Source organism: Mesorhizobium sp. P2_C7, assembly GCF_056404515.1.
In genome coordinates this window covers 104,919-124,904 of record NZ_JBFUDW010000017.1, presented here as the reverse complement: position 1 = coordinate 124,904, position 19,986 = coordinate 104,919, and the positions used below count along the sequence as shown (strand labels likewise).

General features: G+C 64.8%; 20 protein-coding genes. 8 read left to right on the top strand and 12 right to left on the bottom strand.

Annotated elements, in window-relative coordinates:
• The first annotated feature begins 21 nt into the window (after positions 1–21).
• From AC1D2G_RS29035 to AC1D2G_RS29020, 4 genes are all read left to right on the top strand, one after another.
• Positions 22–1,521 carry a LysM peptidoglycan-binding domain-containing protein gene (locus AC1D2G_RS29035; RefSeq protein ID WP_477418373.1) on the top strand — a complete coding sequence of 500 codons (1,500 nt, stop codon included), beginning with the start codon at positions 22–24 and terminating at the stop codon, positions 1,519–1,521.
• Positions 1,522–1,636: 115 nt separating this feature from the next.
• Positions 1,637–1,984, top strand: a complete 348-nt coding sequence (locus tag AC1D2G_RS29030; RefSeq protein WP_477418371.1) for an ArsR/SmtB family transcription factor — start codon at positions 1,637–1,639, stop codon at positions 1,982–1,984.
• 22 nt (positions 1,985–2,006) lie between these two features.
• On the top strand, positions 2,007–3,887 hold the full coding sequence (locus tag AC1D2G_RS29025) for an ABCB family ABC transporter ATP-binding protein/permease (protein ID WP_477226266.1): 1,881 nt from the start codon (positions 2,007–2,009) through the stop codon (positions 3,885–3,887).
• A 125-nt stretch (positions 3,888–4,012) separates the two neighbouring features.
• Positions 4,013–4,360, top strand: coding sequence for an antibiotic biosynthesis monooxygenase family protein (locus AC1D2G_RS29020; protein ID WP_477418369.1), 348 nt, complete (start codon positions 4,013–4,015; stop codon positions 4,358–4,360).
• 5 nt (positions 4,361–4,365) lie between these two features.
• Here the strand turns inward: AC1D2G_RS29020 and AC1D2G_RS29015 are convergent, their stop codons facing one another.
• Positions 4,366–5,229: an SMP-30/gluconolactonase/LRE family protein gene (locus AC1D2G_RS29015; RefSeq protein ID WP_477418367.1), complete on the bottom strand. Its 864-nt coding sequence runs from the start codon at positions 5,227–5,229 to the stop codon at positions 4,366–4,368.
• A gap of 98 nt (positions 5,230–5,327) precedes the next feature.
• A complete protein-coding gene (locus AC1D2G_RS29010) occupies positions 5,328–6,065 on the bottom strand; it encodes a lysozyme inhibitor LprI family protein (RefSeq protein WP_477418365.1) in 738 nt (245 codons plus the stop codon).
• A gap of 189 nt (positions 6,066–6,254) precedes the next feature.
• Here AC1D2G_RS29010 and AC1D2G_RS29005 point away from each other — a divergent pair, with 189 nt between their 5' ends.
• Positions 6,255–6,953 carry a phosphatidylserine decarboxylase gene (locus tag AC1D2G_RS29005; protein ID WP_477418363.1) on the top strand — a complete coding sequence of 233 codons (699 nt, stop codon included), beginning with the start codon at positions 6,255–6,257 and terminating at the stop codon, positions 6,951–6,953.
• 3 nt (positions 6,954–6,956) lie between these two features.
• Positions 6,957–7,775: a CDP-alcohol phosphatidyltransferase family protein gene (locus tag AC1D2G_RS29000; protein WP_095086458.1), complete on the top strand. Its 819-nt coding sequence runs from the start codon at positions 6,957–6,959 to the stop codon at positions 7,773–7,775.
• A gap of 64 nt (positions 7,776–7,839) precedes the next feature.
• Here the strand turns inward: AC1D2G_RS29000 and AC1D2G_RS28995 are convergent, their stop codons facing one another.
• A complete protein-coding gene (locus tag AC1D2G_RS28995; RefSeq protein WP_477418361.1) occupies positions 7,840–10,062 on the bottom strand; it encodes an AMP-binding protein in 2,223 nt (740 codons plus the stop codon).
• A gap of 141 nt (positions 10,063–10,203) precedes the next feature.
• Positions 10,204–10,611 carry a tautomerase family protein gene (locus tag AC1D2G_RS28990; RefSeq protein ID WP_477418359.1) on the bottom strand — a complete coding sequence of 136 codons (408 nt, stop codon included), beginning with the start codon at positions 10,609–10,611 and terminating at the stop codon, positions 10,204–10,206.
• A gap of 111 nt (positions 10,612–10,722) precedes the next feature.
• Between AC1D2G_RS28990 and AC1D2G_RS28985 the strand changes: the two genes are divergently transcribed.
• Positions 10,723–11,586, top strand: a complete 864-nt coding sequence (locus AC1D2G_RS28985) for a LysR substrate-binding domain-containing protein (RefSeq protein WP_477418357.1) — start codon at positions 10,723–10,725, stop codon at positions 11,584–11,586.
• Between the two features lie 162 nt (positions 11,587–11,748).
• Here the strand turns inward: AC1D2G_RS28985 and AC1D2G_RS28980 are convergent, their stop codons facing one another.
• Both AC1D2G_RS28980 and AC1D2G_RS28975 read right to left on the bottom strand, forming a co-directional pair.
• Positions 11,749–12,657, bottom strand: coding sequence for a DMT family transporter (locus AC1D2G_RS28980; protein ID WP_477418355.1), 909 nt, complete (start codon positions 12,655–12,657; stop codon positions 11,749–11,751).
• A 60-nt stretch (positions 12,658–12,717) separates the two neighbouring features.
• Positions 12,718–13,605: a DMT family transporter gene (locus AC1D2G_RS28975; protein WP_095086443.1), complete on the bottom strand. Its 888-nt coding sequence runs from the start codon at positions 13,603–13,605 to the stop codon at positions 12,718–12,720.
• Positions 13,606–13,829: 224 nt separating this feature from the next.
• On the opposite strand from AC1D2G_RS28975, the gene AC1D2G_RS28970 reads away from it, so the two are divergent.
• On the top strand, positions 13,830–14,336 hold the full coding sequence (locus tag AC1D2G_RS28970; protein WP_457151117.1) for an OsmC family protein: 507 nt from the start codon (positions 13,830–13,832) through the stop codon (positions 14,334–14,336).
• A gap of 19 nt (positions 14,337–14,355) precedes the next feature.
• Here AC1D2G_RS28970 and AC1D2G_RS28965 read toward each other — a convergent pair whose 3' ends face one another.
• From AC1D2G_RS28965 to radA, 6 genes are all read right to left on the bottom strand, one after another.
• Complete coding sequence (locus tag AC1D2G_RS28965; protein WP_027045347.1) at positions 14,356–14,574, bottom strand: hypothetical protein; 219 nt, start codon at positions 14,572–14,574, stop codon at positions 14,356–14,358.
• Between the two features lie 168 nt (positions 14,575–14,742).
• Positions 14,743–15,372, bottom strand: coding sequence for a hypothetical protein (locus AC1D2G_RS28960; protein WP_457151116.1), 630 nt, complete (start codon positions 15,370–15,372; stop codon positions 14,743–14,745).
• Between the two features lie 79 nt (positions 15,373–15,451).
• Positions 15,452–16,192, bottom strand: a complete 741-nt coding sequence (locus tag AC1D2G_RS28955; RefSeq protein WP_457151115.1) for an SDR family NAD(P)-dependent oxidoreductase — start codon at positions 16,190–16,192, stop codon at positions 15,452–15,454.
• Positions 16,193–16,240: 48 nt separating this feature from the next.
• Positions 16,241–17,710 carry an amidophosphoribosyltransferase gene (purF, locus tag AC1D2G_RS28950; RefSeq protein WP_095086431.1) on the bottom strand — a complete coding sequence of 490 codons (1,470 nt, stop codon included), beginning with the start codon at positions 17,708–17,710 and terminating at the stop codon, positions 16,241–16,243.
• 104 nt (positions 17,711–17,814) lie between these two features.
• Positions 17,815–18,483 (bottom strand): CvpA family protein, encoded by a 669-nt coding sequence (locus AC1D2G_RS28945; protein WP_457151113.1) that lies wholly within the window; start codon positions 18,481–18,483, stop codon positions 17,815–17,817.
• A gap of 84 nt (positions 18,484–18,567) precedes the next feature.
• Complete coding sequence (gene radA / locus AC1D2G_RS28940; RefSeq protein ID WP_477418353.1) at positions 18,568–19,971, bottom strand: DNA repair protein RadA; 1,404 nt, start codon at positions 19,969–19,971, stop codon at positions 18,568–18,570.
• Between the last annotated feature and the right edge of the window lie 15 nt (positions 19,972–19,986).

Here is a 19,986-nt window from a genome sequence, read left to right as displayed (position 1 = left end):
GTGGCTAAGGGGTAGGGAAATATGGCAATTAATCCACTGAAGGCGTTCTTGTTCGCAGCGGGTGGGACCGTTGCGGCCGCAGGAACCGCCTATGTATCGGGCGCACTCGACCCATATCTCATTCGTACGCCGCCGGCGGAAGTGGCAGCACTGACGCCGCCCGCGGCGCCGAAACCAGCCGATCCCGGCACGGAAGCGCGGCTGCCGCCAGCGGCGGTGCCGGCCGCTCCCGGCGCGGCGCCTCAGGCGACGGCCCCGGCCGCACCGGCAACGGATGCGGCGGCTCCAGCCGCGCCCGCAACGGATGCGGCGGCACCGGCTGCGGCCGGTCTGATCGTGCCGTCCTTCGATGTGGTGCGCGTCGAGAGCAATGGCTCGATCGTCATTGCCGGCAATGCGGCGCCCAATTCGAAGGTAGAGATCCTCAACGGCACCACCGTGCTCGGCTCGACGGTCGCTGGCCCCGATGGCGCCTTTGTCATCGTGCTCGACGATCCGCTGAAACCCGGCGACTACACAATCGCATTGCGCGCCACCACCGGCGATGTCGTGACCGCCTCGGCGCAAACCGCCGTCGTCTCGGTTCCCAAGGATGCGGCGGGCCAGGTGCTGGCGATGGTCGAGGAGCCCGGCAAGCCGGCCGAACTGCTCACCGTTCCGGCGCCCGAGACAAAGCCGGCCGCACCGGCCGCTGGCGACCAGGCTGCCGCCCCGGCGGCTCCAGCGCCAGCCGTGGTTGCAGCAGCACCCGCGCCAGCGGCACCGGCTACGCAGCCCGCCGGATCAGTGGCCGAACCCAAGATCGTCGTCGAAGCGGTCGAAATCGACGGCAAAAAGATCTTTGTCGCCGGTCTCGCCGATGCCGGCCGCAAGGTGCGCGCCTATGCCAATGACATCCTGCTCGGCGACGCGCAGACGTCGCCGGACGGCCATTTCCTGGTCGAGGCGACGCGTGACATTCCGGTCGGCAGCTACACCATCCATGTCGACGGTCTCGATGCCGACGGGGTGACAGTTGTGGCCCGCGCCGCCGTACCGTTCGAGCGCGAGCCGGGTGATTCTGTCGCCGCCGTGGCGCCCGCCGAAGCAAAGCCGGCCGCGCCTGCCGTCGCAGGCGCCGCTCCGGCGGAATCCGCATCGGCTCCTGCTGCACCGGCCACCGAGGCTCCGGCCGGGACGGCACCGGCCGCGCCCGCTCCCGCCACCGACGCTCCTGGAGTTGTGGCTGCGGCAACGCCGCCAGGCGATGTGCCCGAGACGGTGGCGCCCAAGCTCGAGCATGCCGGCAGTGCCGTCATCATCCGCCGCAACGATACGCTTTGGCGGATTTCGCGGCGCGTCTACGGCCATGGCGTGCGCTACTCGACCATCTACCTCGCCAACCAGGATCAGATCAGCGATCCCGACCGCATCTGGCCGGGGCAGGTGTTCAAGGTCCCGGAAAAGTCGAAGGAAGGCGAAGCCGCCGACCTCAAGGCGATGGGCGAGCAGGCGACAACGGCTCCGCCCAAGACCAAGTAGTCAGCCATCGGCTGAGCGCGCAATCTCCCCCGTGTGGGGGAGATTGGCAGTTCCAGCGCTCTACCCATCGGGTTAGCTTGCAGTAGAACCGGTCATCGTTTATCGCCGATGGACGATGACCGAATCCTCCTCCGAAACAGACGGATGCCGCTCCGCGCCGGCCAACTGCGCCCCGGACAGCCGCACCGTTGCCGCGCGGCTTGCCGCGTTATCCCACCCGGCACGCATCGAAATCATAAAGCACCTGTCAGCCAGCAACTCCTGTTGCTGCCGTGAAGTCGTCGATCGTTTCGATCTGGCGCAGTCCACCGTGTCACAACACCTGAAGATACTGGTCGAGGCCGGGCTGGTCCGCTTCGAGCCCGATCGCCAGCGCTCGCGCTATGCGGTCGACCACGCCGCGCTTGCCGATGTTTCCGCATCGGTCGCCGCGCTCGTCAATTCCTGCTGCTCCGGCCGCTGAAAATAAGAAGAAGGCACCAGAAATGGCCGAAAAAACCGTCTCCGACTCCTCGACCTTCAAGACGCTGCTCAATCTGTGGCCTTACATGTGGCCGGCGGATCGCGCCGATCTCCGGGCACGGGTCACCTGGGCGACGCTTCTCTTGGTTGTCGCCAAGCTGACGCTGGTCGCCGGTCCCTATTTTTTCAAATGGGCGACCGACGCGCTGGCCGGCGACGCCAGGTCTGTGCCGCCGCTGCCAACCTTTCTGCTGGCACCCGTCATGCTGGTCGTCGCCTACAACGTCGTGCGACTGGTGCAGCTTGGTTTCAACCAGCTGCGCGACGCACTGTTTGCCCGCGTCGGCCAGTATGCGGTGCGCCAGCTCGCCTTCCGCACCTTCGTCCATATGCATGAACTGTCGCTGCGCTTTCATCTCGAGCGGCGCACAGGCGGCCTGTCGCGTATCATCGAGCGCGGCACCAAGGGCATCGAGACGATCGTGCGTTTCATCATGCTCAACACCGCGCCGACCATCCTCGAATTCGCGCTGACCACCGGCATCTTCGCCTACACCTATGGCTGGAAATACGTCGTCGTCGTCGCGGTCACCGTCTGGGTCTATGTCTGGTTCACGGTGCGGGCGAGCGACTGGCGCATCGGCATCCGCCGCGACATGAACGACAGCGACACCGACGCCAACACCAAGGCGATCGACTCGCTGCTCAACTACGAGACGGTCAAATATTTCAACAATGAAGGCATGGAGGCCGAGCGCTTCGACCGCTCGATGGCGCGCTACGAGATCGCGGCGACCCGCATCTGGACTTCGCTCGGCTGGCTGAACTTTGGCCAGGGCATCATCTTCGGCCTCGGCACCGTCATCGTCATGTGCATGTCGGCACTCGAAGTGCAGGCGGGCACGCAGACGGTCGGCGACTTCGTCTTCATTAACGCGATGCTGATGCAGCTGTCGGTGCCGCTCAATTTCATCGGCTTCATCTATCGCGAAATCCGCCAGGGGCTGACCGATATCGAGCAGATGTTCGACCTTCTGGATGTTCCGCAGGAGATCGTCGACAAGCCGGATGCCAGGCCACTCGCCGTCAGCGCAGGGAAGGTCGAGTTTCGCGACGTGCATTTCTCCTATGATCCGAACCGCAAGATCCTGAAGGGCATCAGCTTCGCGGTGCCGGCCGGCAAGACGGTCGCCATCGTCGGGCCATCGGGCGCCGGCAAGTCGACCATCTCCAGGCTGCTGTTCCGCTTCTACGACGTCCAGGGCGGCCAGGTGCTGATCGATGGCCAGGATATCAGGGACGTGACGCAGGAGAGCCTGCGCGGGGCGATCGGCATGGTGCCGCAGGACACGGTGCTGTTCAACGACACCATCGCCTACAACATCCGCTATGGCCGTATCGGCGCCAGCGAGGAGGACATGCGCAAGGCGGCCGAACTCGCCCAGATCGGCCCGTTCATCGAGCGGCTGCCCGATGGCTACAAGTCGATGGTTGGCGAGCGCGGGCTGAAACTCTCCGGCGGCGAGAAGCAGCGCGTGGCGATCGCCCGCACCATTTTGAAAGCGCCGCCGATCCTGATGCTGGACGAGGCGACTTCGGCGCTCGACAGCCACACCGAGCAGGAGATCCAGGCCGCGCTCGATCTGGTCAGCCGTGGCCGCACCACCATCGTCATCGCCCACCGGCTGTCGACGGTGATTTCCGCCGACGAAATCATCGTGCTGCAGGATGGCCAGATCGCCGAGCGCGGTACCCATGCCGAGCTAATGCGCAAGCACGGCCTCTACGCCTCGATGTGGGACCGCCAGCGCGAAGCGACCGAAGCCGAAGAGCGGCTGCGCATCGCCCGCGAAGGCGACGAGCTTGGCGTCATCGTCCGCCGCCGCACGTCGGAGGTGTCATAGCGGCGGCTCTTCTTCTCCCCCTTGTGGAAGAAGGGAAAGAATCCGCTTGACCTCAACTTTAGTTGAGATTGTAGGCCGTTCTTGGAGCCCGCAAACACCAAGATCCAGGAACGGAACAATCGAAAATGAGCAAGATAAATCAGAGTGCTGATGGCGGCAGCGTGTTCAGGGTGGACAAGTTCGTCGTCCCGGCCGCCGCCCGCGAAGAGATACTCGCCAAGGTCAAGGCAACGCATGAGGTGCTGCGCCGGCAGGATGGCTTCGTGCAGGATTTCCTGCTCGAGCAATTCTCGGGCCCGGGCGAATTCAACCTCGTCACGATCGTCGAATGGGAGAGTCAGTCGGTCGTCAACCGGGTCGTGCCGATCGTCACGGCCGAGCACGCGCGTGCCGGTTTCAATCCGCAGGAAACGATCGCCCGGCTCGGCGTGCGAGCCGACATCGCCAACTATCGGCGGATCCCAGGGGTGTAAGGCTTCTACGGCCAGCCGACCCCAGGTGCCGGCGCTTCAACGCTGAGCACCTGGCCGGTGCGGGCATCGCTGATCATGTGCTCGAAGCCGCGCCATTCGGCGGCGGCGATGAACAGCGTTTTCCTGTCCGCGCCACCCAGCATGCAGGCAAAGCAGCCGCGATCGACATTGACGGTCTGCAGCACCTCACCGCCTTCAAGCACCCGCACGCAGTGCTTGTTGGGAACGTCCGCGTACCAGGCCGCCCCTTCGGCATCGAGGCAGATGCCGTCGGGAAAACCATCGAGGTCGGCCCAGACGTGGCGGTTGGCGAGGCTGCCGTCCGCGGCGATGTCGAAGGCAGTCAGCCGGTTGGCGTGCGATTCGGCGACGATCAGCGTCTTGTTGTCCGGCGTCACCGCCATGCCGTTGGCAAAGGCGATGTTTTCGGCCACTTGCCGGACCGCGCCGTCTGGCGTGACCAGCACGACGGTACCTGGGCCGAAATACTGGCCGGGAGCCGGCGCCGGGCCGCCGCCATTGACATAGATGTTGCCGCGCCCGTCGACGACGATCTCGTTCCACGGGCTTTTCGACAGCTTTCGAAAATCCGCGTGGGTAACCAGTGAACCGTCCGGTTCCCTGCGCAACACCAACCCCTCGCGACCGGAGACGACGAGCAGGCGACCGTCCGGCAGCCAGTCTATGGAGTAGGGCAACACAGCCGGCACGGTGAGCACGATCTCGCGGCTGCCGTCGGCATCGACGGCGATGATCTCGCCGGTCCCCCAGTTGCAGAGCCACAGGCGTCCGTCACGCCAGCGCGGCGATTCCCCGAAGGCGAGGCCTTCCGTCACGACACGAGCTTTGTTGCCAGATGATGCCTGCATGATCGGAGCCTCCGTTGCACGCGTCGTCGGCCCTTGCGGGCGGAATGAAGCGCTGTCTCACCAAGGACGGGCGAGGGGACGGATCCCCGACAGCAGCCCTACTGTTTTTCGCTCAGGAAGAAATTGCCATCGGCATGACCGTTGGCGCCGCATGATGGCGGTTCCGAAATGCCGTCCTTGCCGGTGCCGCCCTGCTCGACGACGAGCGCATCGCCATCGCGGCGGAAGATGAAAACAAAGCCGGTCGGCCTGTCGTTGTCGTCGGTATCGACCAACCGCAATTCCTTATGTGTCTTGACCGTGCCGCCGATTTCGCACGAACCACTGCCGGAGACAGGATTGGCGACCTCTTCCGACACGTCGAGCTTGCCAGCGCCAGCCGCCTTGATCTCGACCGTGCCGCGAACGCTGCTCCATGTGCCAATGAAACCGGTATCCCTAGGCTTGCGGATGCCGGCGAGGAAGGTCGCACGGTCGCGCAGGAATTCGCCGAGATCGAAATTCTGCCGATCCTTGGGTGTGTTCTCGTTGAAGCCGGCGATCTGGTCGCGATACGCAATGAAATCGCTTTGGTCGTCCCGCAAGGCCTTGCCGGCGTGAGGATCGAGCGTCTTCAGCACCGCCGCGTAGGTTTTCGCCACGTCTGCATCGGCCTGCGCCAGGGCAGGGTCGGCGCAGATGGCCTTTTCCGCCGCGCTGGCGGCCTTGGTGCAGTCGAAGGATGGCTTGGTTTGTGCGATTGCGCTGCCATTCGATGCCAGTAGTGCGACCAGAACCCCAGCTATTTCAGCCCATCGCCTGGAATCAAGGTTGGCCCCGTTCAGGTGTTGGATCATGGGCAGTCGATCTTTTCTCTGGGCTGCGAACCGGCGGTGGCCTGAATTCTGGTGGCAACGATGCCGACAGGCAAGCGCATGACGGCTCCTGCCAGTTGCGGTCAATGCGGCCTTGCCGATTGTTGCGTTGCGGTGAATTGGGCTTTCGGCTATTGAGGCCGGACTTGAAACGGAGCCTGCCCCAGCCCGATGAGCCTTGTCGATACGGTCAAGAACGCGTTCGTACCGATCCATCGCGAAGGCTATCCCTTTATCGCGGCCTTCGGCGCGGCGACGCTTTTCCTCGGCTACTTCTCGTCGATCCTGTTCTGGATCGGCCTTATCCTGACCGCCTGGTGCGTTTATTTCTTCCGCGATCCAGAGCGCGTCACGCCGGTTGACGATCGCCTTGTGGTGAGCCCCGCCGACGGCATTATCTCGGCGGTTGGACCGGCCGTGCCGCCGCGCGAACTTGGCCTCGGCAATGTCGAGATGACCCGCATCTCAGTGTTCATGAACGTGTTTTCCTGCCATGTGAATCGCGCCCCGGTGCGCGGCCGTATTGCCAAGATCGAGCACCGGCCGGGCAAATTCCTCAATGCCGAACTCGACAAGGCGAGCACCGAGAATGAGCGCAACGGCCTGGTCATCGACAGCCCCAACGGCACGGTCGCGGCTGTCCAGATCGCCGGCCTGGTGGCGCGCCGTATCGTCTGCTGGGCCGAGGCTGGCGGCTCGATCGCCATCGGCGAGCGTTTCGGCCTGATCCGCTTCGGCTCCCGTGTCGACGTGTTCCTGCCGCTCAACGCCACGCCGCGCGTTGCCGTCGGCCAGACCGCTGTCGGTGGCGAAACCGTGTTGGCCGAATTCGGCGGTGTCGCCGGCACTCCCCTCGTGCGGATTTCCTGACCGGTGGGCACGCAATACAAAAAGTTCGAAGCCCATGCCAGCGGCGGCCCGCGCATCCGCGAAATCCCGATGCGCATGGTGCTGCCCAATCTCGTTACCGTGCTTGCCATCTGTGCCGGCCTGTCCGGCATCCGTTTCGGCTTTGAGGGTCGTTTTGAGCCGGCAGTGGTGATGGTGCTGCTCGCGGCCTTCCTCGACGGCATTGACGGCCGGCTGGCGCGGATGCTGAAGGCGACCTCCAAATTCGGCGCGCAGATGGATTCGCTGGCCGACATCGTCAACTTCGGTGTTGCGCCCGCCCTGGTGCTCTATGCCTTCCTGCTCGACCGCGCCGGATCGCCGGGCTGGATCGCAGCACTTCTGTTCGCCATCGCCTGTGGGCTCAGGCTTGCCCGCTTCAACGTGCTCGACGACGAGAAGGCCGAGCGCCCCGTGTGGCAGTCCGAATATTTCGTCGGCGTGCCGGCGCCGGCGGGCGCCGTGCTGGTGATGCTGCCGCTCTATTTGTATTTCCTGCGCACAGGTCTGGAGCCCAGTCGCCCGGCTGCCTTCGTCGCCACCGGCTTCACCATCCTGGTTGCCTTCCTGCTGGTCAGCCGGCTGCCGGTCTATTCCGGCAAGAGCCTGAGAGTGCCAGGCGACAAGGTGCTGCCGATCATCCTTGGCGTCGTGCTCTACGTGCTGCTGCTGATGACCTATCCCTGGTACACGCTGACCGCCTCGGTCGCCGGCTATCTGCTCTTCCTGCCGTTCAGCGTGCGCGCCTATTCGAAGCGCGCCAAGCAGGAGGGCGAGAAAGTGCCGCCTTCGGACATCGGGTAGGGTTTCTCGAAGCCCGCTCCGCATTCGTCATCCTGGGGGTCTTGCGCTCCGCTTTGCGTCTGCTTCAGGCCGCCACACCGAGCCCCAGCCTGTCGATCGCCAGCTTTCTGGTCGACACATAGTCGGTCTTGCCGGAACCCAGCACCGGGATTTCCTCGACCTTGATGATGTCGTTCGGCACCATCAATTCGGCGGCGCCTGCCTGCTTGCCGAATTTGCGCAACTCGTCGGGATTGGCATCGTCGGCGGTGGTGACCAGCACGATGCGCTCGCCGCGTCTCTTGTCCGGCACCGCCACCGCCGCATGGCGTTCTTCCGGCCACAGCGACTGCACCAGCATCTCGACAGCGCCCAGCGACACCATCTCGCCGGCGATCTTTGCGAAGCGCTTGGCGCGGCCGCGAATGGTGATGAAGCCCTCGCGATCGACGGCGACGATGTCGCCGGTGTCGTGCCAGCCGGTCAGCGGCTGCAGCTCACCGGGGCGATCGGCAGTCATGTAGCCCATCATCAGGTTCGGTCCGTCGAGCCACAACTGGCCGGCGTCGGATATGCCTTCGACCGGCTCCAGCTTCATGCGCATCGCCGGCAGCAGCCGGCCGACCGTGCCGTCGCGGCCATGGATCGCGGTGTTGACGGCAACCACGGGTGCGGCTTCGGTCAGCCCAAAACCTTCGATGATCTCGGCTTGGAAGCGTTCGCGATAGACGCGGCGGGTTTCCGGTTTCACAGCCTCGGCGCCGGCGACGACGAAGCGCAGGCTGGAAAAATCGCCGTCCTTGGCGGTGCGCGCATAGTTGGCGAGGAACGTGTCGGTGCCGAACATGATTGTCGGTTTCACCTTGCGCGCGATCTCGGGGATGATCTTGTAGTGCAGCGGCGAGGGGTAGAGGAACAGCTTTACCCCGGTGACCAGCGGCAGGATGGTGCCGCCCGTCAGGCCGAAGGAATGGAACACCGGCAGCACGTTGAGCAGGATGTCGGCGGGCGAGATAGTGATGCGCGCCTCGGCCTGCATGGCGTTGGCAAGCAGGTTCTTGTGCGACAGCACCACTGCCTTGGGTGTGCCTTCCGAACCCGAGGTGAACAGGATCACCGCAGGCTTGGCCGCATCCTGCCGCTGCAGCGGCCAGCGCCACAGCAAGGCCGCGGCAAGCTTGTCGAGCGCGGTGACGTCTTCCCGCACATCCTCCAGCCAAAGCAGCTTGGCGCCGCCGTTCTCGACCGCCGCGACGATATCGGCGAGGTCGGCCTTCTCGACGAAGGCACGGGAGGAGACAACCGTTCGGATTACCGCCGTGCGCACCGCCGCGGTCACGCTGGCCGGGCCGGCGGTGTAGTTGATCATTGCCGCCACCCGGCCGCCAGACAGCAGGCCGACAAACGACAACACCACGCCATTGGCGTTGGGCAGCAGCAGGCCGACCGCTTCGCCCGGCGCCGTCACCGTCTCGAACCGGCGGCCCAGGACGCGGGCGCCGATGAACATCTTGCGGTAGCTCAGCGCGCCGGAGATGACGTCCTCGATGATCGGGTGCGAGGCGCCGACACGGGCAGCGGCGTCGCGCATTGCCAGGAACAGGCCACGATCGAGCTCGGCGCCGAAAAGCCGGGCCTCGGCGACACGGTCGAACAGCGCGTTGGTGTTGGAGGCCTGGTCCGGGTTGCGCGCTGCCAGTTCGGCGATGGTCATCGGTTCCAGCACGCTGATCGACAGTTGCGGGAACCAGTGCCGCGGCGCCTTGTCCGCCGGCGTCAGCGACACCGGCAGGCTGCGCGCGCCGGCGACGAAGATCGGCACGATCTTGGCGTCGGCCTGCATGGCGATGCGGGTGACGGCGCGAAATAGGCGAAACGTCTTGACGTTGGGCTCGACCGCGTCCGGCAGATAGACGGCGAGCCGCCCCTTGCCCTTCAGCACACGCACCAGCCTGCGGCTGACGAAGAGATGTTCGGCGTTGAAGGCGATGGTGCGGCCAAGCTCGCGCCACGGTTCGAGCCATGGCGACCGCGCCGAGACCTCGTCGAGTATATGCAGCGTGTCGTCCGGCAGCAGCGACAGCATCAGCGCCGGCTCGAAACGCGATTGATGCGAGATGACGTAGATGATAGGGGCCTGCGCCTTGCGGGCGATCCTGACGCGGTTGTCGCTGATCCGGTAAGCAAGCTTGAACGGCACATAGAGCAGTGCCTGGGTGAAACGCAGGCCGAGGCGGAATTTCTCCACCACGCCGATCAGCAGCCAGGCCAGGACAAGACCCGCAAGCAGCGCCAGTGTCAGGATCATGCCGCTTCTCTCCCAACGATTCTAGCATCGCGGCTCTTTGCGACCGCTTCGCGGCAGAGCGTAGCGGAATGGAGGGCAACGTCAATGTGGAGGCGCAGCGCTCGCTTCCTTCCCCTTTTGGAAGAGAAGGGAAGGCGCAGCTCACGCCGCCTTCAACCGCCCGCTGATGAAACGGAACTCCTGCGTCTTGCCGCCATAGCCATAGGCGGCGGCCGGCACTTCATGCACGAAGGCATAGCTTTCCTCATGCACGCCGCCCAAAAGGCGGCCGAAGGCGTCGAAAATCGCCTTCAGATAGGCCTCCAGCTCGAGCTTGGTGTTGGTGCCGTCGACCACCTTGATATCGAGCCAGAACGTGTTGGTGCCATGCTCGGCCAGTGACTTGCCACCGGCGAACCAGTGCTGCGGATCGATATAGGAAACGGCAACCGCGGTGATCGTCGGATCCTTGCGCAGCTGCGTGGCGGTGATCTCGGTGACTTCTCGGGCGATCCTGGCGGACAGCGCGGCATCAGGCTTGCCGGTGACGCTGACGTTGATGATGGGCATTTCTCTTCTCCTGGTTTGAGCGGCGTCGGATCGCCGTTGGAAGGACCATGCCACTGTCATCGAGTCAAAAAAATCGAATTGTTTTCAATTGAAGTTCGATATTATCGAACTATGGAAACGCTCGATCCCGACCTGCTCAGGACTTTTATCGCTTTCGTCGACAGCGGCTCGCTGGCGCAGGCGGCGTTGAGCGTCGGCCGTTCACCCTCGGCGGTCACCGCGCAGATGCAGCGGCTCGAGGAAATCGTCGGCGAGGCGCTTCTGGCGCCGCAGGGCCGGGGCCGAGGCCTGACGCCGGCCGGCGAGGATCTCGTCGGCCATGCAAGGCGCATCCTTGCCGCTCACCGCGAGGCGTGGCTGGCGTTGAAGGGCGCGCGTGCTGCCGGGCGCGTTGCCATCGGGACGACGCAGGATTTTGCCGACAGCGGTCTGCCCGATCTGCTGCGCGCCTTCGCCGTCAGCCATCCGCGCGTCAGGATCGAATTGCGTGTCGGCCGCTCCGGCGAACTGGCGCAAGCGATGCAGTCCGGCGGGCTCGACCTGGCAATCGTCATGCGCCAGGTGGCAACGCCGGACGAAGTCGGCGTGCTGCGCGAACCGATGATATGGCTGTGTTCGCAAAAGGGGCTGGCCTCGCGCCAGGAAGAATTGCCGCTGGCGTTGCTCGATCCGTATTGCGGCTTTCGCGAAGCCGCACTTGCCGCACTCGATGCGGCCGGCCGCCGCTATCGCATCGCCGCCGGCAGCGCCAGCCTGGCCGGCCTGCGCACGGCGGTGAATGCGGGTGTTGCGCTGACGCTGCGCACCGCGCGCTTTGCCCATTCCGGCATTGTCGAAGCGCCGCGCGAACTTGGTCTGCCGCAGGTTCCGATAGCTGAATTTGCCGTTCGGCTGCGCGCCGGTGCCGATGGTCCGGCAGCTGATCTGGCGGCACTGCTCAGTGGCAATTTGGCTCTGCCCGGCCTCCTTGGCTGATCGACAAGATCCGATCTCGCTGCGGAACAAACGCCCAAGAAAAAGCCGACCTTGCGGTCGGCTGGGAGTAGGACGGGCCGAGGGGTTTGGGGGGACTTGGGGGTGGCCCGTCACACCAACAATGCATGAGCCGGACGATGGTTCCGCGACTGTGTAACTTTTTTACGAAATATTTGACGCCAGCCGTTGCGAGCGGGCCATCAGCCAATCCCGCCCCGCATGGGCAAACACCGCGCACAACACGATGGCGCCGCCGATCATGCTGGCGGCTGGTGCGATCTCGCCCAGGAACAGGAAGGCAAACAGGATCGCGAACGGCACTTCGGCCGAGCCGAGCAGCCCGGATTCGGCCGCCGGAATGAGCCGCGCCCCTTCCGTCCACAGGATCGAGGACAGCGCAAAGCATGAGCCAAAGGTGGCAAGCAGCACCGCATCGCGCGGCGTGACCGCCAGCGGATCGCTGACGAACCAGCCGAGCACGAACAAGAGGAAGGCCGAAACCGCGCCGGCCCACACTACCGGCGTCTCCCGGAAGGCGCGCACCATGATCATGTAGAGCGCGCTGCCGATGGTCATCAGCAGAGCCAATCCGTCCCCGAACAGATGACCGGTGCCGAACCCGGACCAGACCATGATCGCCACGCCGCACAGCGAGACGGCAGCGGCGACCATCGTCTGCAGGCGGAACGGCTCGCGCGTCAGAACCCAGGCCAGCAGCGCTGTGACGAAAGGCGCGGTGGCATAGATGATCGCGACATTGGCGACGAAGGTGAACTTGAAGGCCGAGATGAAGGCGATGCTGGCCAGTGCCCCTTCCACCGCCAGCAGCCAGCCGCGCCAGCCAAGGCGCAGCGTTTCGCGGTTGCCGGAGCGATGGCGGCGCCACAGGACATAGAGGCTGATCAGGATCGAGCCGACAAAGCCGCGCCAGCAGGTGATGGTTAGCGGATCGGCATGGATCGACTTGGTCAGCACCCCGGTCAGGCCGAACACCGCTGCCGATGACGACACCAGCAGGATACCCAGCGTGCGCTCGGTGGTGCTGTCCGTCGGGGCTGCAATGTCACTCATGCCGCCAGCCTACGCCGTTGCGTCCTGACATCGTAGCGTCAGCAGTGACGGCGCTCCACATCATAGCCGCTTGCGGAAATGCTCGGTGCCGACAATCAGCAGCCCGGCGGCGATGATAAGGGCGGCGCCGAAGAACACTTCACGGCGCGGCACGTCGCCCCAGATCGCAAAGCCGAGCGCGAACGCCCACAACAGCGAGGTGTATTCGAGGGGTGCGAGGATCGAAGCCGGCGTTCGCTTCATGCCTTCGAACAGAAGATATTGCGCAAACCCGCCGAGCGCGCCGACGCTGGCAAGGAGCAGCAACTGGGCCCAGTCCGGCGTTTGCCACCAGAGCAGCGCCGGTCCCGCCGAAAAGAGCAGGAAGTAGAAATTGTTGAGGAGAAGCTGGATCATCGAACGCTCGGCAAGCGCGGTCTTGCGCAGGAGCACGATGGCTATACCCCACAAAAAGGCCGCCGCCAGCACGAGCAACACCGGCACGGACAGGCCGAGATGGGTCGGGTCGCAAGCGACGAAGACGCCGGCAAAGCCGATCAGCACCGCAAGCCAGCGCAGCATCGGCACCTTTTCGCCGAGCATCACCACCGAAAGCACGGTGACGATGATCGGTGCCGCGTAGTAGACGGTGGTCAGTTCTGCAAGCTGAAGGCTGCGCGCGGCATTGTAGTAACAAAGCCAGGCGGCGAGCGTGAAGGCGCTGCGCACCAGCATCGGCCGCACGATCGGCGAGCGTACCGTGTCCGCAAACAGCCGTTGCCCGCCGATCGCCGCGCAGGCGCCCAGAATGGTGATGCTGCGGAAGAACATGATCTGCCAGACCGTCATGCCGGTGACCAGCAGCTTGATCGAGGCATCCTGCGTCGAAAACAGGAAATAGGCCGCACCGGTCAGCAGGATTCCTGCGAGAACCCTTTCGCGTGTTTCGAGAATGGCGACATCGGCCATAAGGCGCGGGACCAAAGTTGCAGGAGGCGACAAAATGCTGTGAGGAGCGACGCGAGAGGAAGTCTCCCGTACCAAAAGCTATACGGGCGAAAGTCGGCACAGCGCTACGCCAGCCCTAAGCTTGCGTTGGGGCAGGCGATGGCGACCTTGCTTCCAGAAGGCAATCGGCACTTATATCTGACAAAGCCACGCCGCTGTCCGGCCACGAGAGCGAAGGAACGGAAATGGATGCGACCGAACTGAAGGCGATGCAGGCGCCACTGAAGCAGGCTTATCGCGACGACGCTGCGCAGGCACTGATCACGCTTCGCGCCAAAGGGTCGATCGACGACCAGTCGGTTACCTGCAAGGTGGAGACGGGCAGGGCGATCGCGATCGCAGGATTGCATCCGGCAACCGGTGGCTCGGGGCTCGAGCTCTGCTCGGGCGACATGCTGCTGGAGGCGCTGGTGGCCTGCGCCGGGGTGACGCTGAAGGCGGTGGCGACGGCGCTGGAGTTCAAGCTGGGCGCTGCCACGGTGGAAGCCGAAGGCGACCTCGATTTTCGCGGCACGCTCGGTGTCGCCAAGGATGCGCCGGTCGGCTTTCGCGCCATCCGGCTCAATTTCGATCTCGATACCGACGAGCCGCAGGAGCGGGTAGACTCCCTGCTGAAGCTGACCGAGCGCTATTGCGTGGTGTTCCAGACCATCAACCAGAAGCCGCAGCTGACGGTGAGCGCACGGCGCTGAAACGCCGTGCGCCGGATGCTTACTGCGCTGCCGGCTCTTCGGCGTCGCCCTCGTCGGTGAAGGGCGAGGCGCTCGGCACGCATTGCACCGACCAGCCGGTCGGTGTCGGCTGCTTCTGATATTCGGTGATGGCGGCGGTGCACTGTTCGCGCTTGTCGAAGGTGCTGGGCAGCACGACCATGCCGCCCTGCGGGCCGGCGATTACCAGATACCAGACCAACGCTGCGGTCGTTGCCATGGGGATGTCCTTGTTCTGCCCAATTGGGGCGCTTGTTGCGGGAGTCGCTGCGATCCTATCAACTCCGCCGAAATGACGAAAGCATGACCGCCGCGCAGCCTTCCGCCATGACATCACAGCCGCGTGATGCGATGGCGGATCTGGGCCCAGATCTAAACCCAGGCGGGCTTAGTTGGTGGCAAAACAATAAAACAGGCCGTCACCGCCGGTGCCCTTCAGCGCCTCCTGGCTGCAGCCGCCACGCGAGGCATGCGAGGAGTTCCAGGATTTGGCGGCCGCCGAATCGTCGAGGCCGGTGCGGTCGTGATGGCCCATCATCGCCGCACCTTCCGCTCCGCTCATCGTCCAGTCGCCGCAGGTCTGGTCGGCGATCTTCGTGCCATCGGGTTTGGAGCCGGTCAGCATGTCGTGGCGGTTTGGCTTGTCGCCACGGCCGTTGACCACTTCGCCCTTCTCGTTCAGCGCCGTCTGCTTGGTGATGCCATTGGCGTCGCCGTGCAATGAGGCGACATCGTCGGCGATCGTCACACCCTTGGCGTTCACCCACGGCCCCTTGCCGATGCGGTCGCGCGCGTCGGTATCGCTGGTCGACAGATAGGCGGCCCAGCTCTTGCCGGTGACGCCGGCGGCTTCCGCCAGCGAGGCGCAATGCGCGTCCGCACCCTTGAGGCCGCCGAGGTCGGCACCCTTGCCGGAGCCAACGCTGGTGACGAAGAAGCTCATCTTTGCGTCTTGCGAATAGGCGGCGCCGGCGGCCGCGATAAGGGCGGCGGCGGTGGCGAGAAGCAGTCTGCGCATGGTGGTCCTCCGTTCAGGTTTCGAATGTGTGACATTCGAAGAACGTCGGCGGTGCCGAAAATCTTCCGGCAAAAAGCAGCTATTCCGGCTGACGATAGGCGACAAAGCGGTTGTGCTTGGCCTGGAAGATCAATCCGGTCTCCTTCAGGTCCGGACTGGCCAGCGGCACGATAAGTTTGGCGACCTCCGAGGGGTGCGGCAGTGTAGCCGGATCCTCGCCGGGTACAGCCTGGGCGCGCATCGCGGTGCGGGTGGGGCCGGGGTCGGCGGCGTTGATCCTGAGCGGCAGGCTTTGCGTCTCATGCGCCCAGGAGCGCATCATCGTCTCGACCGCCGCTTTGGACGCCGCGTAGGGCGCCCAGAAGGCGCGCGCCGAGTGGGCCGAATTCGCGGACAGCAAAATGGCGCGGCCGGCGTCGGACAGCCGCAGCAGCGGATCGACCGAGCGGATCAGCCGCCATGTCGAGGTGACGTTGATGGTCATCACCTTCTCGAACGTTTTCGCCTCGACATGGCCGATCGGTGAGATCACGCCGAGCACGCCGGCATTGGCGACGAGAATGTCGAGCTTGCCCCAGCGCTCATGGATGGCCCCGCCCAGCCGGTCGATGCCGGCCATGTCGGCAAGATCGAGTGGCACCAGCGTCGCCTGGCCGCCGGCCGCCTTGATCTGGTCGTCGAGCTCTTCCAGCCCGCCGACGGTACGCGCTACGGCGATCACATGCGCGCCGGCTGCAGCCAACTCCTTGGCGATGAAATAGCCGATGCCGCGCGAGGCGCCGGTGACGACCGCAACGCGGCCGGTAAGGTCGAGGGTCATGCTATGGATTCCGGGAATTTCACGAACGCGGATGACGGTGCGGCAATCCTACGACCCGCTCGTCGCCAGCAGCGACAGCGTGCGCACATTGTCGTGGCCTTCGAAGTCGAGCAGGCGGGTCGGATACTGGCCGGTGAAGCAGGCATCGCAGAACTGCGGCTGGTCGTTGTCGCGGCTGGCCTCGCCGACGGCGCGATAGAGGCCATCAATGGTGAGGAAGCCGAGCGAATCGACCCGGATGAACTCGGCCATTTCTTCCACCGACATCCGCGATGCCAGAAGCTTCGATTTTTCCGGCGTGTCGACGCCGTAGAAGCAGGAGGCGCGCGTCGGCGGCGAGGCGATGCGCATATGCACTTCCCTGGCGCCGGCATCGCGCACCATCTGCACGATCTTCTGGCTGGTGGTGCCGCGCACGATGCTGTCGTCGACCAGCACCACGCGCTTGCCCTCGATCATGCGGCGGTTGGCGTTGTGCTTCAGCTTGACGCCCATGTGGCGGATCGAATCGCCCGGCTGGATGAAGGTCCGGCCGACATAGTGGTTGCGGATGATGCCGAGTTCGAAGGGAATACCGGCGGCTTGCGAAAAGCCGATCGCCGCCGGCGTGCCCGAATCCGGCACCGGCACGACGATGTCGGCCTCGACCGGGCTTTCCTGCGCCAATTCGGCGCCGATGCGCTTGCGCACTTCATAGACGTTGCGGCCCTCGACCGAGGAATCCGGCCGGGCGAAGTAGACATATTCGAAGATGCAGAAGCGGGTCTTCTGCGGCTCGAACGGGAACAGGCTTTCAATGCCCTTGGACGTGACGACAACCATCTCGCCGGGCTTGAGATCGCGCACGAATCGCGCGCCGATGATGTCGAGCGCGCAGGTTTCCGACGCCAGGATCCAGGCGCCGTCGAGATCGCCGAGCACCAGCGGCCGAATGCCGAGCGGATCGCGGCAGCCGATCATCTTCTTGGATGTCATCGCCACCAGCGAGAAGGCGCCCTCGACCTGGCGCACCGCGTCGATGAAACGCGAGTTCAAATCGCGCTCCTTGCTGGTGGCGACGAGGTGCAACAGCGTCTCGGTATCGGAGGTGGAGGAGAAGATCGCACCCTGCTTCTGCAACGCCCGCTGAACGGTCATGGCATTGGTCAAATTGCCGTTGTGGGCGACTGCAAAGCCGCCATCGGCCAGTTCGGCGAAGAAGGGTTGGATGTTGCGCATGCCGGCGCCGCCTGTCGTGGCGTAACGCGTATGGCCGATGGCACGGTTGCCTTGCAGGCTGTCGATGACGCGCTGCTTGGTGAAGGTGTCGCCGATCAGGCCGACATGGCGTTCGACATGGAACTGGGTGCCGTCATAGGAAACGATGCCGGCCGCTTCCTGGCCGCGATGCTGCAGCGCATGCAGGCCAAGTGTGACGATGGCTGCCGCATCCTGCCGGCCGAAAATGCCGAACACGCCGCATTCGTCGTGGAAATGGTCGTCGGCCTCGGCGGAAAGCACGTCGTCTGCGTCTGCCATCTTAAGCTCCGCTAAAATCGCCATATAGTGCGGGTTCGCGTCGAAAGCAACGCGCCCGTGCAGCCGTTCGCACCATCGTCAGTTTCCGGCGCCCGTTCCGGGCGTCAGTTTGCCGGTGCAGCCGGCGCTGGATTGGCCGGAGCGTTCTCCGCGGGCGGTGCTGCGGCGTCATCGTCGGGAGCGGGCGTGTTGGCATCCTCGCCACCCGCCGGGGCATCCGCCGCCGGTGCGTCCGGAGCAGCGGGCGTCTCAGCCGCCGGCTGATTCGGATTGAGCTTCTTGAGGATGGCGTTTTCCGGATCCTCGGGCAGCAGGCTTTCGAGCTTGGCGCCGATCTGCTCCAGCAACGGCCGCGACTTGGCATCCGTGACCCATGCCGGTGCCTTGGCGCCAGCCAGCCAGTTGAAGAACAGGAGCGCGACGGCAACGACCAGAATGCCGCGCGCCGCGCCGTAGAGAAAGCCGAGCGTGCGGTCGAGAGCGCCGATCCTGGAATCGATGATCCAGTCGGCGAGCTTCATTGTGATGACCGAGACGACGATCAGCGCGATGACGAAGACGATGCCGGCGGCGGCAGCCATGGCGATCTTTTCGTTGTCGATGTAAGGCTTGAGGTAAGGCAGGACCGGCTTGTAGAAGAAGAACGCCGCCGCTGCTGCCGCTGCCCAGGAGACGACGGACAGGATTTCGCGTGAGAAGCCGCGAACCATGGCGAGCATCGCCGAGACCAGGGTGAAGCCGACGAGAATTCCGTCAAGCAGCGTAATCGGCATGTCTTTCGCCCCACTCCATGAGCCGCATTATAGCGCGGAGCATCGGGTTTTCCCAAACCGGTTCCCAGTTTTGGGTCCGATGCTCTAGTCCTGCTCGTCCACGCGGCTTCGGCGTGTGCCGGCTATGCGTGCCACGAGGTCGGCAAGCTCGGTCGGCTGGAAAGCGCCGGCCCCGATCCCCCCGGCAAGTTCCTCGCTGCCCAAGGGCAGAACCGCGCTTCCAAAACCCAGCTTTTCGGCTTCCTTGAGGCGCTGTTGCGCATGCGCAACCGGCCTCACGGCGCCCGAAAGGCTGATTTCGCCGAAATAGACGCAATCGGCGGGAAGGGCAAGACCGGTGAGCGAGGAAACCAGGGCCGCCGCCACCGCCAGGTCGGCTGCGGGCTCCGAAATGCGATAGCCGCCGGCGACGTTGAGATAGACATCGTGGCTGCCGAAGCGCACGCCGCAATGGGCTTCCAGAACCGCCAGGATCATCGACAGCCGGGCGCCGTCCCAGCCGACGACCGCGCGGCGCGGCGTGCCGAGCGAGGAGGGGGCGACCAGCGCCTGGATCTCCACCAGCACAGGCCTTGTGCCCTCCATGCCGGCGAAAACCGCTGCACCCGGTGATTTCGCGTGGCGCTCGCCGAGAAAAAGCTCGGACGGGTTGGCGACCTCGCGCAGGCCCTTGTCCGACATTTCGAAGACGCCGATCTCGTCGGTCGGCCCAAAACGGTTCTTCACCGTGCGCAGGATGCGGAAATGGTGGCCGCCTTCGCCCTCGAAGTAGAGCACGGCATCGACCATATGCTCGACGACGCGCGGCCCGGCGATCTGGCCTTCCTTGGTGACATGGCCGACCAGGACGATCGCCGCACCCGTGGATTTCGCATAGCGGATCATCGCCTGGGCGGCGGCGCGCACCTGGGTGACGGTGCCTGGCGCCGAATCGGCAAGGTCGGTCCACAGCGTCTGGATCGAATCGAGGATCACCAGGTCCGGCCGCTTGCCGTCGGCGATGGTGGCGAGGATGTCCTCGACATTGGTCTCGGCGGCAAGTTCCACCGGCGTGGCTGCAACACCGAGCCGCTGCGCCCGCAGCCTGATCTGCGCGACGGCCTCTTCGCCCGAGACGTAGACGACGCGGTGGCCTTTTGACGCGAGTGCAGCCGCGGCCTGGGTCAAAAGCGTCGACTTGCCGATGCCGGGATCGCCGCCGACCAGCAGCGCCGAGCCGCGCACGAAGCCGCCGCCGGTGGCGCGATCGAGTTCGCCGATGCCCGAGATGATTCGCGGAGCGTCCTCGACGTCGCCCGACAGCGTTGTCAGCACCACCGCGCGACCCTTGCGGGCGTTGCGCGTGTTGGCCGGCCCTGAGCCGATGCCGCCGGACGTGCCTTCCTCGACCAGCGTGTTCCACTCGCCGCAGGCATCGCATTTGCCGGCCCAGCGCTGATGCACCGATCCGCAATTCTGGCAGATGAACTGAACCCGCGATTTGGCCATCAGTTGGATGCTGCC